This is a genomic window from Achromobacter denitrificans NBRC 15125 (genome assembly GCF_001571365.1).
In the GTDB taxonomy this organism is placed as follows: Bacteria; Pseudomonadota; Gammaproteobacteria; order Burkholderiales; family Burkholderiaceae_B; genus Achromobacter; species Achromobacter denitrificans.
Genome location: NZ_BCTQ01000028.1, coordinates 75,926 through 89,188 on the forward strand (window position 1 = coordinate 75,926; position 13,263 = coordinate 89,188).

The window sequence follows — 13,263 nt, forward strand, 5'->3', positions numbered from 1 at the left end:
ACAGGACAGGGAACGCGATGGATTCCAACACGATCAGGCTCGGCCTGATGATCATCATCCTCGTCTGGACGGTGGCGAGCGGCATCGCCTACGCGGTCCGGCGCAGCGGCAACAAGGGCGCGCTGCGCGAACTGAAGCGCGACGGGCGGCCGCTGCGGTCCATGACGGCCGCGGAACGCGAGATGCTGCAGCCCTTCCTGGTCCATCCGGCGGGTCCGAAGAAGGCGGCCCGCCTGGAGAGCGACGCCATCTATCCGCTGCGCGGCGCCTTCGTGCGCCACGGCATTTCGTCCAGCCGGGGCGGATCGACCGTGCACGACACCCTGGGAGGGGTGGACGTGGTGTTTCCCTACGACGCGCGGGACTACCTGCGCGCGGACAACGCGGCCGAAGTCGCGCTGACCGGCAAGTACGCCATCGTGGTCGGCCTGAACGGCGAGTTCGACCTGGCCGGCGGCCGCGAGCGCGGCCAGCGCCGCAATCGCCAGGACCGGCAATGGTCCGTCGGCAAGATGGGGGACATGCAGAACGTGATCGACCCGGTGGCGGATGCGTCCGCCAGCGTGAATTCGGACGAGGACGACCCCGGCCTGGCCGAGGCCATGCGCGTCGAAATCCTGGGCCAGCGCGACGAGACGCCCGCCGAGATCGCCGAGCGCCGCCTGCCGGGCATCGCGTTCTGGATCTCGATGCTGTGGGCGCTGGCCTTTGTCGGCTTCGCCGTGACCGCGGCCGGCGGCGGCCCGGCCTGGGCTGGCGCGGCCGCGGCGCTGGCGGTCCTGGCGCTGTGGCTGACGTGGCGCAGGCGCGCCCCGGGCGCGCCCGGGAAGGTGAACCGCGCCAGGGGTGAACTCCATGCCATCGTGCTGACCAATCCGGACAACGCGCAGGCCGTGTCCACCCAGCTGTTCCTGGGCGACAAGCTGCCGGTCAAGCTGCCCGAACATTGGCGCGCCACGCTGCAACTGCCCGAGGACGGCCGCGTCGACCTGGACGTGCGCGTGGACGACTACTCCGTGGTGCGCGTGGGCGGCAGCCATGCGCTGGACGAGGAACAGCGCCTGTTCCCGCGCGTGTTCTGGGGCCGCCACGTGACGCTGGCGCTGACGGGGATCCTGGCCGGCGCGGCGCTGTACGCGTCGGCCGACGGCCTGGAGCGCGATGCTGCGCTGGCCGGCGCCTGGCTGCGCGGCGAGCCGCCGCGCGTCTATGCCTCGGCCGCCGAGCTGGCCCAGGACCCGCCGGGCTTCGGCGTGCCGGTCTCGATGCGCGGCAACGCCCGCTGCGAACTGCGCGAGGACGCCGATTCCGGCAAGGTGGGATTCGATTGCGGCTGGTTGCGCTGGGACGGCGCGGCGCCCCAGGCCGGCCGCCTGGAAGTGAACGCCGCGGTCATGCAGTTGTATTCCGGCGATTTCATCCGCACCCGGCCCAATCCGATGCTGGACGTCCTGGTGGCCAGCCAGGTCTACGGCCGGATGCGCGACAACCCCATGGCCGGCTACAACGCGCGCAACCTCTCGGCCGTGAGCGTGACGGGCCTGAGCGGCACGGTGCGCGGCATCGAGCAGGCCTGCGACCTGGCCACCGGCGAGTCGATCGCCGCCTGCGACGAACTGAAGCGCGAGTTCGCCGCCAACATCCTGCTGGCGAAGGAAGGCGCCGGCAGCTGGCTCGAACTGTACCGGCTGGTGGAAGAGGGCGCGTTCGAGGGCAAGGGGCGCGGCGACGACGGCGCCATGTTCTCGCGCTACGTCGAGCGGATGCGCCGCCTGGCGCGCGTGGCGATGCACGCGCTGATCGAGTCGGCCCTGGACCGCGCCTCCCGCGACGCCATGCGGACGCAGCGGGGCGGGGTCGTGCTGCGCGTGCTGCCGGGGCCGCACGCGACGCTGCCGGGCCTGCGCGATACCCGGCAGGAGGGGCTCCTGATGGCCTGGAACCAGCAGGTGAGGACGCTGTCGTCCGAGGGCGCGATGCCATTCAAGATCGACGGGCTGGCGGCGGGCGCGGGTAGCGATGCCTCGGGGGCGCCGGAAATCGTGGTGGACGCGGCGCGCAGCCTGGACGACCCCTGGCCGTCGCTGGCGCGCATGGCCTGGCTGCTGCTGGCGACCTGGCTGGTGCTGGCGCATTTGCCGCTGGCCGTCGTCCGCAACCGGCAAGCCTCGGCCCGCGAGCGCGGGCTGCGCGAGTACGCCGAGCGCCGCCACGCGGCCCGGCCGGGGTTCTTCTAGGGCTTGGCGCGCTGGCGCAGGGCCTGCGCCAGCCAGTCGAACAGCTCCGGATCGGAGAAGCCTGCCCGCACCGGCACTTCCCACAGGCGCGCGTCGCCCAGGGCGGCGCATTTGATCGCGTCCTTGGAGGTGACGAGGATGGCGTCGGCCGCCAGGGCCTTGAACGGCGATTCGGCGTAGTCGTGATGGTCCGGCAGCGCCAGGGCGGGGTGCGGCGCGATGCCGGCGGCGCGCAGGGTGGCGAAGAAGCGTTCGGGGTTGCCGATGCCGGCCGCGGCCGCGACGCGGGGCTGGGCCGCGAAATCCGCCAGCGGACGCGTGGCGCCGCCTTCGATCTGGCGCGCCTGGCCCGGTTCCAGCCACATGCGCACCTGGCGCGGACGGCCGCCCGCGCAGGCGGGCTGCGCCTGCCCGCCGGGCGTGCCGACGTTCGTTACCACCGCGTCCACCTCAAGCAGGCGGGCGGCGGGCTCGCGCAGGGGGCCGGCCGGCAGCAGGCGGCCGTTGCCCACGCCGCGTTCGTCCTGCACCACGATTTCGACGTCGCGGGCCAGCGCCAGGTGCTGCAGCCCGTCGTCCGACACGATCACGTCCACGTCGGGATGGGCTTGCAGCAGCGCCTGGGCGGCCAGGGCGCGCTTGGGATGCACCGATACCGGGGCGCCGGTGGCGCGCGCGATCAGCGCCGGTTCATCGCCATAGCGGGCGGCTTCCAGCGCCCCGGTGCCGACGCGGGCCCGCGGACCGACCTTGACCCCGTAGCCGCGGCTGACCACCCCGGGGGTGTAGCCCCGGGCCCGCAGGCCTTCGACGGTGGCGATGACCATGGGCGTCTTGCCGGTCCCGCCGACGTAGACGTTGCCGATCACCACGACAGGAACGGGGGCGCGGTAGGCGGGGCGGGCGCCGTCCAGGTAGGCTTTGCGCTTGCGCGCCACCGCCCAGGCGGTCAGCCCGGACAGCGGGCGCAACAGGGTGGAGAGCCAGCCGCCGCGCTGCCATTGGCGAGCCAGCAGGGTCGAGCCGGGTTTTGCGCTCACCGGGCGGTCTGCGCGGCGAAGTTGACGCGGCCGATGCCGGCCAGGCGGGCGGCTTCCATGACGTTGATCACGGACTGGTGGGTAGCCTGGGCGTCGGCATTGATGACGACCAGCGGCTCCGTCTTGCCGGCCGCGGCCTGGCGCAGGGCGTCGGCGATTTCGGGCGGCGTGGAGACGTCGATGAGCGTGCCGTTGAGCGCGTAGCGCCCGTCCTGGCTGACGGCCACTTCCAGGGCCGGCGGCGTGTCCTGTTCCATCGAGGCCTGGGGCAGCGTCACCTTCAGCTGGGTGAAGCGCGCGAACGAGGTGGTCGCGGCCAGGAAGATCAGGATGACCAGCAGGACGTCGATGAGCGGGATCAGGTTGATATCCAGCTCATCGCGTTCGCCCCGGGATCCGCGAAAATTCATGAACGGCCCTCGCGGGGGGCTGCCTGGTGCGACACGGCGCGGACCAGGCGCGACGCGGACTGCTCCATGGCGCTGAGATACCCGTCCACGCGGCCGCGCAGGTAGCGGTGCGCGATCATGGCGGGGATGGCGATGAGGATGCCGAAGCCGGTGTTGTACAGCGCGATCGAGATGCCGCGCGCCAGCTGGGCCGGGTCGCCGCCGCCGGGGGTGTAGGAGCCGAAGATCTCGATCATGCCGACCACGGTGCCGAACAGGCCCATCAGGGGGGCGATCACGGCGATGGTGCCGATGGCGGAAATGTAGCGGCTGAGGTCGTGGGCGACGGCGCGTCCGGCGTCCTCGACCACGTTGCGCAGCTCCTCGCGCGGCAGGTGGCGATGACGCATCACCTCGGCCAGCACGCGGCCCAGCGGCGAATTGCGTTCGAGCCGGTTGATGGATTCAGGGGTGTCCTGGCGGTTGCGCAGCATTTCCGCAACCTGTTCGTTCAGGCCGCGCGGCATCACCAGCCCGCGGCGCAGGGAGAGGAAGCGCTCGAAGATCAGCGCCAAGCCCAGGACGGATGTCGCCAGCAGGGGCCAGATGGGCCAGCCGGCCTCGCGCAAGATGGAAAGCAAAGCGTTCAACTCCCGGGGAGCGCCAGGCGCGCGGAACGGCGCGTGTCGGCAACTGATCAAGCCGAAACTGTAACGGGGCGGCCCGGGCGTGGCAAGTCGGAACGACCCCGAATCTATCCACAGATCTTGTGGATAATTCTGTGTAAAACTTCGCCGGAACGCTTATGGGCACAGGGCTTGCACTTGTTTGCTTCAAATGCGAGCAGCTTGTTTTAAGTAAAAATCACATATAAATCAATGACTTGCTTTGAATTTGCTGGCTATCGGGCCGATTGGGGCAAACAAGCGGGGACGAGGTATGATGGCGGCCCGCTACGCGTGCCCTGTGGACAGGTATGCATCGGAAAGCCTCATGACAATTGAATTCTCAGTCACAAACAACGCATTTGCGCGGGATATCCTGACGGTTGCCCAGCTGAACCAAGCCGTGGGGCAGTTGTTGGAGCGCAGCATCCCGGCGCTATGGGTGCGCGGAGAGATTTCCAACTTCACGGCCGCGGCTTCCGGGCATTGGTACTTCACGCTCAAGGACAGCCGGGCCGCGGTGCGCGCCGTCATGTTCCGCAGCCGCGCCAGCGCGGTGGGGTTCGTCCCCCGGGCGGGCGACCAGGTCGAGATCCGGGCCCGGGTCTCCCTGTACGAGCCCCGCGGCGACTACCAGCTGCAGGCCGACGCGATGCGCCGCGCCGGGGTCGGCAACCTGTACGAAGCGTTCCTGCGGCTGAAGGAGCAACTGGCCTCCGAGGGCCTGTTCGATCCGGCGCGCAAACGCGAGCCCGCGAGGCTGCCCCGGGCGATCGGCGTGATCACCTCCCTGCATGCCGCGGCGCTGCGCGACGTGCTGTCGGCCCTGGCCCGGCGCGCCCCGCAAGTGCCCGTGATCATCTATCCGGCGCCCGTCCAGGGCGCGGACGCGGCCGGCCGGCTGGCCGCGCAGCTGCGGCTGGCGAACGAGCGCGCCGAAGTCGACACCTTGCTGCTGGTGCGCGGCGGCGGCAGCATCGAGGATCTCTGGAGCTTCAACGACGAGGGCCTCGCCCGCCTGGTGGCGGCCAGCGAGATTCCCGTGATTTGCGGCGTGGGGCATGAAACCGACTTCACGATCGCGGATTTCGTGGCCGACGTGCGCGCGCCCACGCCGACGGCGGCGGCCGAACTGGCCTGCGTGCCGCGCTCCGATTTGCTGGGCAGCGTCATGCATGCGGCCCGGGCGATGGCGCGCGGGCAGCAGCGCCGCCTGGAGCGCGCGGCCCAGCGGCTGGACCGCGCGGCCGCGCAGCTCGTGTCCCCGGCCCAGCGCCTGGAACACCAGCGCGAACGGCTCAACAGCCTGCGATTCCGCCTGGCTTCGGCCTTTGCGGGGCCGCAGGGCCGGCGCCAGGGCCGGGTCAATCTGCTGGCCCAGCGGCTGGCGCACCGCGTGCCCGACACCGGCCGCGCCGCCGACCGCCTCAACGGCGCCCTGCGCCAGCTGGGCCAGGCGCAGGCGCGGCTGCTGGCGCAGCGCCGCGACCGGCTGGCGGCCGCGACGGCGCAGCTGCGCGCGCTGGATCCGGGCAACACGCTGGCGCGCGGCTACGCCATCGCCCGCGACGACCAGGGCCGCATCGTGCGCGACGCGGCGGCGCTGGCGGCGGGGCAGGGGCTGGACCTCAGCTTCGCGCAAGGCGGCGCCCGCGTCGAAGTGCGGCAGACCCGCGATACCCGCGACGCTTCCTGAGTTTGCGCCGCGCGCGGCGCGCCGGCGTCCGTTAACCCCGCGCCGGCGCGGGGTTAACGCGGTATCCTCATGAGTTGCCGATACAATTGACCGGCTTGATCGTGCACTCAACAGAAGGAACTTTCACATGGCACATACTCTTCCCCCCCTGCCTTACGAACTGGACGCGCTGGCGCCGCACATCTCCAAGGAAACGTTGGAGTTCCACTACGGCAAGCATCATCAGACCTACATCACGAACCTGAACAACCTGATCCCGGGCACGGAATTCGAATCGCTGTCGCTGGAAGACATCGTGAAGAAGTCCTCGGGCGGCATTTTCAACAACGCGGCCCAAGTCTGGAACCACACGTTCTACTGGAACAGCCTGGCTCCCAAGGCCGGCGGCGCGCCCACCGGCAAGCTGGCCGACGCCATCAACGCCAAGTGGGGCAGCTTCGACGCTTTCAAGGAAGCGTTCAACAAGTCCGCCGCCGGCAACTTCGGTTCGGGCTGGACCTGGCTGGTCAAGAAGGCCGACGGTTCGGTCGACATCGTCAACACCAGCAACGCCGCCACCCCGCTGACCACGGCCGACAAGCCGCTGCTCACCTGTGATGTCTGGGAACACGCCTACTACATCGACTACCGCAACGCCCGTCCCAAGTACCTGGAAAACTTCTGGGCCCTGGTGAACTGGGAATTCGCGGCCAAGAACTTCGCCTGAGCCGCCAGGCCAGGCTGACGGGCCGGCCTCGCGCCGCGCCCCGAAAAACCCCTCGCCGTGGCGAGGGGTTTTTTATTGGCCGATCTGCCTGTCGATTGTCGAGTTCATTGCCGCGAAATGACGAGTAAACAGGCTTTTCTTTAGGGTTATCCCTAGAAAACCCAACCGCTATCGTTCCCCCCGGTCTGCGACTGAACCACGGGGCCCACGACCGCGGCACGCCCGCCATAAACCGGGGTAAATACAGGGAAGGGAAGCATGTTGCGGTTTTTATCGGGAATGCGCATCGGCGCGCGCCTGTCGGGCGCGTTTTTGCTGGTGGCGGTAATAGGCGGCGCGATCGGGGCCTTCGGGGTCTGGGGCCTGGCGCGCATCAACGCAATGAACGACCGGCTTTACGACACCGAGCTGCGCGGCATCTCGGATATCAAGGAAGCCAATATCAACCTGATCTACGCGGGCCGGGCCCGCAACGGATACCTGGCGGCGACCACCGAGCAGGAGCGCCAGGCGCTACGCAAGCAGTTCGATGACGCCATCAAGAACATGGACGCGCTGCGCGAGAAGGCCGCCGCCAACTTCCATGCCGACGAAGGCAAGCGCCTGCTGGCGCAGTTCGCGGAAACCGAGCAGGTCTGGAAGCGCGAATCGGCGGCGTTCTTCGCCGCGGCCCAGTCGCAGCCGCTGACCCAGGCCGATCCTCGCGTGGCGGAGATCGAGGCGCGCGTGATCGCGGCGTCGCAGAAGCTGGACGACCTGATGACCTCGTTGGCGCAGGGCAAGGAAAGCGTGGCGTCGCAAACCGTGCGGGAAGGCACGGATCTCTACGGCACGGTCCGCGCCGTCATGATCGGCCTGGCCATCATGGGCGTGGCCATCGGCCTGCTGCTGGGCTGGCTGGTCACGCGCGGCATCGTGCGTCCGCTGGACCAGGCCGTGAAGGCGGCGCGCCAGGTGGCGGCCGGCGACCTCACCACCGAGATCCAGGTCGCCACGCGCGACGAGACCGGCGAGCTGATGAGCGCGCTCAAGGCCATGAACGAAAGCCTGGCGCGCATCGTCAAGGACGTGCGCGACGGTTGCGAGAGCATCGCCTCCGCCTCGTCGCAGATCGCCCAGGGCAACGCCGACCTGTCGCAGCGCACCGAGGAACAGGCGTCCTCGCTGGAAGAAACCGCCGCGTCGATGGAAGAGCTCACCAGCACCGTGCAGCAGAACGCCAACAACGCCGGCGAGGCCGACCGCCTGGTCAACCTGGCGTCCAGCGTGGCGATCCGGGGCGGCGAAGTGGTCGACGGCGTGGTCCAGACCATGAGCGCCATCTCCGACAGCTCGCGCCGAATCGCCGACATCACCGGCGTGATCGACGGCATCGCCTTCCAGACCAACATCCTCGCGCTCAACGCCGCCGTCGAGGCGGCCCGCGCGGGCGAGCAGGGGCGCGGCTTCGCCGTGGTGGCGGGCGAAGTGCGCACGCTGGCGCAGCGTTCGGCCGTGGCGGCCAAGGAAATCAAGGCCTTGATCGATGAGTCCGCGGCGCGCGTCGAAGGCGGCACGCGCCAGGTCGACGAGGCCGGCCGCACCATGCGCGAGGTGGTCGACGGCGTGCGCCAGGTCGCGACGCTGGTGCGCGAAATCGCCAGCGCCTCGGAAGAGCAGTCCGCCGGCATCGGCCAGGTCAACCAGGCCGTGGCGCAGATGGACACCGTGACCCAGCAGAACGCCGCGCTGGTGGAAGAGGCGGCCGCAGCGGCTGCCAGCATGCAGGAACAGGCTGCCCGGCTGGCCCAGGAAGTGCGCCGCTTCAAGGTGGAGGCGGGCAGGGGGTCGGCCCGCGAGGCTCAGGTCCGATTGGGGCAGGCCGTGCCCGCGGCGCGTCCCGCGCTGGCGCAGGCTTCCGACGACGACTGGTCGACGTTCTGACCGCGCGCTTTGGGCTGCCGGTCAGGCGGGAGTGGTAAGGTTAGCCACTTTCAACCGCGCCGGCTCTTGCCCATGAACCTGCCCGATCCCATACGCCGGCTCCTGGCCGGCCCGCGCCGGTGGGCGCACCGCAAGGTGCGCCAGATCAACCGCCTGTCGCGCAAGAGCGTGCAGATGGGGCTGCTGCTGGGCGGCGCGGGGCTGGTGGCCCTGATGTCGCTGGGCTTCGCCTATCTGGCCGACAAGGCGCTGGAATGGAACCGCGCCTGGGTCTCCCACAGCGGCTGGCTGGCCTTGCTGGTGCTGCCCCCGGCCCTGGCTCTCCTGCGCTGGCTGACGCTGCGCTACGCGCCCAACGCCTCGGGCAGCGGCATTCCCCAAGTCATCGGCGCGCTGTCGCTGCCGCCCGGCCCCAGCCAGAACAGCCTGGTGTCGCTGGGGCAGACCCTTTGGAAGATTCCCCTGGCGTTCTTCGGCATGCTCGCCGGCGCCTCGATCGGCCGCGAAGGGCCCTCGGTGCAGGTCGGCGCGGCCCTCATGCTGGCCTGGGGCGATTTCTGGAAGCGGCGCGGCGTGCAATTGCGCGGCTTTCACGCCAACGAGTTGATCGCCGCCGGTGCCGCGGGCGGCCTGGCCGCCGCCTTCAACGCGCCGTTGGCCGGCGTCATCTTCGCCATCGAGGAACTCGGCCGCGGCACCGTGCTGCGCTGGCAGCGGCTGGTGCTGATCGGCGTGCTGGCCTCGGGCTTCCTGGTCGTCGCGGTGGTGGGAAACAACCCGTATTTCGGCGTTTTCGGCGGCGCGCCGCTGGCCCACGGCATGGTGACCTGGGTGATCATCTGCGCGGCGCTCAACGGCGCGCTGGGCGGCATCTTCGCGCGCCTGCTCGGCAAGGGCGCGGCGGGCAGCGCGCCCCACGCCTGGCGCGGCTGGATCCGCGCGCATCCGATCTGGACGGCCTTCATCATGGGCCTGCTCCTGGCCGTGCTCGGGCTGGCCACGGCCGGCACCGTCTACGGAACCGGCTATGGCGTCGCGGCCGACCTGCTGTCCGGCCAGGACACGGCGCCCGCGAGTTTCGGGCTGGCCAAGCTCGGCGCCACGGTCGTTTCCTACTGGGCGGGCATCCCGGGCGGCATTTTCACGCCGGCCCTGACCACCGGCGCGGGCATCGGCCACCACATCTGGCAACTGGCCGGGGAGGGCGTGGACCACCGCGTGCTGGTGCTGATCTCGATGGCCGCCTTCCTGGCCGCCGCCACCCAGGCGCCTCTCACGGCCAGCGTGGTGGTGATGGAAATGACGGGCAGCCAGCCCATGCTGTTCTGGCTGCTGGTCGCGTCCCTGCTGGCCTCGGTAGTGTCGCGCCAGTTCTGCCCGCAGCCCTTCTATCACCTGGCCGCCGGCCGTTTCCGCCGGCAGGCCATCGTGGAGGCCGGGCGCGCATCGCGTCCGCCGGCGTCGTGAGCGCGCCCCGGGGCGGTGCGTCCGCGCCGCGCCATTCGGGTGAACATCCATTGGACACTGTCCGTGCTGCGGACATCCCGCCGGTGGGCCAGGTTGGTGCGTGGGCCCTGCGTTAAGATCGTCCGATCCCGGTTTTCCTTCACTTACTTCGAGCTTCCCATGACCGTGCATGCTTATATCTGTGATGCGATTCGCACCCCCTTCGGCCGTTACGGCGGCGCGCTGGCTCCCGTTCGCCCCGACGACCTCGCGGCCGTAGCCATCAAGGCGCTGGTGGCGCGCAACCCCGGCGTGCGCTGGGAGGAGCTGGACGACGCGATCATGGGTTGCGCCAACCAGGCCGGCGAAGACAACCGCAACGTGGCCCGCATGGCCACGCTGCTGGCCGGGCTGCCGATCGAAGTTCCCGGCGCCACGGTCAACCGCCTGTGCGGCTCGGGCCTGGACGCCATCGGCACCGCCGCCCGCGCCATCCGCGCCGGCGAAGCCGGCCTGATGCTGGCCGGCGGCGTGGAGAGCATGAGCCGCGCCCCGTTCGTCATGGGCAAGGCCGACAGCGCGTTCTCGCGCAGCGCCGCCATCTACGACACCACGATCGGCTGGCGCTTCATCAACAAGCTGATGAAGGCGCAGTACGGCGTGGATTCGATGCCGGAAACGGCCGAGAACGTCGCCGACGACTTCAAGATCAGCCGCGAAGACCAGGATCTGTTCGCGCTGGCCAGCCAGCAGAAGACCGCGCGCGCCCAGAAGGAAGGCTTCTTCGACGCCGAGATCGTGCCGGTGTCGATCGCCCAGAAGAAGGGCGATCCCGTCGTCGTCTCCAAGGACGAGCATCCGCGTGAAACCAGCCTGGAATCGCTGGCCAAGTTGAAGGGCGTGGTCCGCGAAGGCGGCACCGTCACCGCCGGCAACGCCTCGGGCGTGAACGACGGCGCGGCCGCGCTGCTCTTGGCCGACGAAAAGGCCGCCGCCCGCCACGGCCTGACCCCGCGCGCCCGCGTGGTCGGCATGGCCACAGCCGGCGTGGCCCCGCGCATCATGGGCATCGGTCCGGCGCCCGCCACGCTGAAGGTGCTGGCCCAGACCGGCCTGACGCTGGACCAGATCGACGTGATCGAACTGAACGAAGCCTTCGCCGCCCAGGGCCTGGCCGTGCTGCGCCAGCTGGGCATCGCCGACAACGATCCGCGCGTGAACCCCAACGGCGGCGCGATCGCCCTGGGCCATCCGCTGGGCGCCAGCGGCGCCCGCCTGGCCACCACCGCGATCAACCAGCTGCACCGCACCGGCGGCCGCTACGCGCTGTGCACCATGTGCATCGGCGTGGGCCAGGGCATCGCGATGATCATCGAACGCGTGTAAGCGCCGTTCGCCGCTCCCGCCGCCGGTTTGCCCGGCGCGGGAACGAAAAAGGGAGCCCCCGGGGCTCCCTTTTCATTGCCGGGATGTCGGCGCCCGGCGCCCGGCGGCGCTTCAGGGCAGGCCGTCCAGCTTCTTGCCGGCCTTGATGCCGTGCTGCTCGAACCAGCCCTGGGCCATCTCCAGGGCGTAGCGCACCGGCTTCTTGGCGCAGTGGGGGTCTTCGGTCTGGGGCGCCATGTTCTCGATGTTGACGATCGTGCCGTCGTCGGCGATAAAGGCAATCGAGAGCGGCAGAAGGGTGTTGCGCATCCAGAAGCACTGCACGTCCGGCTGCTCGAAGACGAACAGCATGCCGTCGTTGCCCGGCAGCTCGCGGCGGAACATGAGGCCGTTGCGGCGGCTGTCGTCCGAATCGGCGACTTCCGCGCGGATAATATGGATGCCGGCGGAAAGCTGGACGGTGGGCAGGGGCGGCTGCGGGCCGGTTTGCTGGGCGGCGGCGGGCAGGGCCAGCGCCGCGGCGGCAGCCAGGAACAGAGTAGCCGCCTTTGGCCGGACTGCCTTGAAGAACGATGATTTAAACAATGTGCGACTGATGAAAAACAAAGCGGCGTTCTTGGACATGGCCCTGACAGCGGAAGAAAATAACAAGGCGGGGCCCGAAAGCCCCGCCTGATAATGGCGCAACCTTGCTGTTGCGCTTTAAGGGTAACTCAGGCAGCAGTGATATTCAGCGCCTGTTTGCCTTTGGGCCCCTGAATAATCTCGAAGGCCACTTTCTGGCCTTCTTTCAGGGTTTTAAAACCATTCATTTGGATGGACGAAAAATGGGCGAACAGATCTTCACCGCCGTCGTCGGGCGTAATGAAGCCAAACCCCTTTGCATCGTTGAACCATTTGACGGTGCCCGTCGATTTGGGATTGTCCCCTTGGACGGCGGTTGCGGTCGTATCAGACATGCGGACTGCCTCATTGAATCGTATGTTGACAGAAGGGCATCGCGGCCTAGACCCCTGTCCCCCCTCCGGCTTCCTGGCAGATTTTCGATGAGTTGAAAACCCCAGAATGCGTGGATAATGCGCCGCTTTTCTTTGCGGCGTCAAGTATGGAAACTACGCATTTCTACGTGTAATTTTCCGTAAGTTACATGCTAGCCGTCCCCAGTTTAAATAGAATAGCGGCCCTATGAGTTCTACCTTGGATACCCAGCATGATTTGGCCGTCGAGAAGGCACCGGCTCGCGCCGCGCCGCCTCCGATGTACCAGGTTTTGTTGCTCAATGACGACTACACCCCGATGGAGTTCGTCGTGAAAGTCTTGCAGAAGTTCTTCAATAAGAATCACGAAGAAGCGACCCGGATCATGCTGCAAGTGCATCATGAAGGGCGCGGCGTATGCGGGGTCTATCCCCGCGACCTGGCCGCGACCCGCATCGCGCAGGTGGCGCAGTATGCGCGGGCGCGGCAGCATCCTCTGCAATGCGTAATGGAACCGGTCTGAATCCAGGAATCGAATACGCCGCCTGTCATGGCGGCGTTGTGCTGTCCAGTTAATCTGGGCACAGTGCCCGCGTATCCGAGAAGCGCGCGGGAGGGCCGGCAGCTCCGCCGTAAAGGGGCCGCGCAATATTGAGAGTAAGCGGGAGAAGTGCCGTGAGTGGAAAGATCAGCAAGACCTGGCTGGCGACGGCCGGCGTCGTCGTATTGGCGGGCGCCATCGGCCTGGGCTGGTGGATGGGCAAGGAGCGCCAGGCGGCGCCCGCGGCCCCGCCCGCC

Annotated in this window: 12 protein-coding genes; 7 read left to right on the forward strand and 5 right to left on the reverse strand. The window is 68.9% G+C overall.

Annotated elements, in window-relative coordinates; genetic code table 11:
- Positions 1-17: 17 nt before the first annotated feature.
- Positions 18-2,237, forward strand: coding sequence for an IgaA/UmoB family intracellular growth attenuator (locus tag ADE01S_RS21695; RefSeq protein WP_062683824.1), 2,220 nt, complete (start codon positions 18-20; stop codon positions 2,235-2,237).
- Here ADE01S_RS21695 and lpxK read toward each other — a convergent pair.
- From lpxK to ADE01S_RS21710, 3 genes are read right to left on the reverse strand one after another with little or no spacing between them, the layout of a single operon-like run.
- Entirely contained in the window at positions 2,234-3,277 is a 1,044-nt protein-coding gene (lpxK, locus tag ADE01S_RS21700; protein WP_062683825.1) for a tetraacyldisaccharide 4'-kinase, read from the reverse strand. The two genes, ADE01S_RS21695 and lpxK, sit on opposite strands and share 4 nt — an antisense overlap.
- Positions 3,274-3,687 carry an ExbD/TolR family protein gene (locus tag ADE01S_RS21705; RefSeq protein ID WP_062683826.1) on the reverse strand — a complete coding sequence of 138 codons (414 nt, stop codon included), beginning with the start codon at positions 3,685-3,687 and terminating at the stop codon, positions 3,274-3,276. Before ADE01S_RS21705 ends, lpxK begins: the two co-directional genes overlap by 4 nt.
- Positions 3,684-4,307 (reverse strand): MotA/TolQ/ExbB proton channel family protein, encoded by a 624-nt coding sequence (locus ADE01S_RS21710; protein ID WP_062683827.1) that lies wholly within the window; start codon positions 4,305-4,307, stop codon positions 3,684-3,686. Before ADE01S_RS21710 ends, ADE01S_RS21705 begins: the two co-directional genes overlap by 4 nt.
- A 352-nt stretch (positions 4,308-4,659) precedes the next feature.
- Between ADE01S_RS21710 and xseA the strand changes: the two genes are divergently transcribed.
- The 5 genes from xseA (at position 4,660) to pcaF (ending at position 11,488) form a co-directional block, all read left to right on the forward strand.
- Entirely contained in the window at positions 4,660-6,027 is a 1,368-nt protein-coding gene (gene xseA / locus ADE01S_RS21715; protein ID WP_062683828.1) for an exodeoxyribonuclease VII large subunit, read from the forward strand.
- Between the two features lie 127 nt (positions 6,028-6,154).
- Complete coding sequence (gene sodB, locus ADE01S_RS21720; RefSeq protein ID WP_062683829.1) at positions 6,155-6,733, forward strand: superoxide dismutase [Fe]; 579 nt, start codon at positions 6,155-6,157, stop codon at positions 6,731-6,733.
- Positions 6,734-6,991: 258 nt separating this feature from the next.
- Complete coding sequence (locus ADE01S_RS21725; RefSeq protein ID WP_062683830.1) at positions 6,992-8,656, forward strand: methyl-accepting chemotaxis protein; 1,665 nt, start codon at positions 6,992-6,994, stop codon at positions 8,654-8,656.
- A 72-nt stretch (positions 8,657-8,728) separates the two neighbouring features.
- Positions 8,729-10,123, forward strand: coding sequence for a chloride channel protein (locus ADE01S_RS21730; protein ID WP_082775869.1), 1,395 nt, complete (start codon positions 8,729-8,731; stop codon positions 10,121-10,123).
- 159 nt (positions 10,124-10,282) lie between these two features.
- Positions 10,283-11,488 (forward strand): 3-oxoadipyl-CoA thiolase, encoded by a 1,206-nt coding sequence (pcaF, locus tag ADE01S_RS21735; protein WP_062683831.1) that lies wholly within the window; start codon positions 10,283-10,285, stop codon positions 11,486-11,488.
- A 111-nt stretch (positions 11,489-11,599) separates the two neighbouring features.
- On the opposite strand, the gene ADE01S_RS21740 is transcribed toward pcaF, so the two are convergent.
- The gene (locus tag ADE01S_RS21740; RefSeq protein WP_082775870.1) at positions 11,600-12,112 is read right to left on the reverse strand and encodes a DUF192 domain-containing protein; all 513 of its coding nucleotides are present in this window, start codon (positions 12,110-12,112) and stop codon (positions 11,600-11,602) included.
- 89 nt (positions 12,113-12,201) lie between these two features.
- A complete protein-coding gene (locus ADE01S_RS21745; protein WP_006220277.1) occupies positions 12,202-12,447 on the reverse strand; it encodes a cold-shock protein in 246 nt (81 codons plus the stop codon).
- 226 nt (positions 12,448-12,673) lie between these two features.
- Here ADE01S_RS21745 and clpS point away from each other — a divergent pair, with 226 nt between their 5' ends.
- Positions 12,674-12,988, forward strand: coding sequence for an ATP-dependent Clp protease adapter ClpS (gene clpS / locus ADE01S_RS21750; RefSeq protein WP_006383989.1), 315 nt, complete (start codon positions 12,674-12,676; stop codon positions 12,986-12,988).
- The last annotated feature ends 275 nt before the right edge of the window (positions 12,989-13,263 follow it).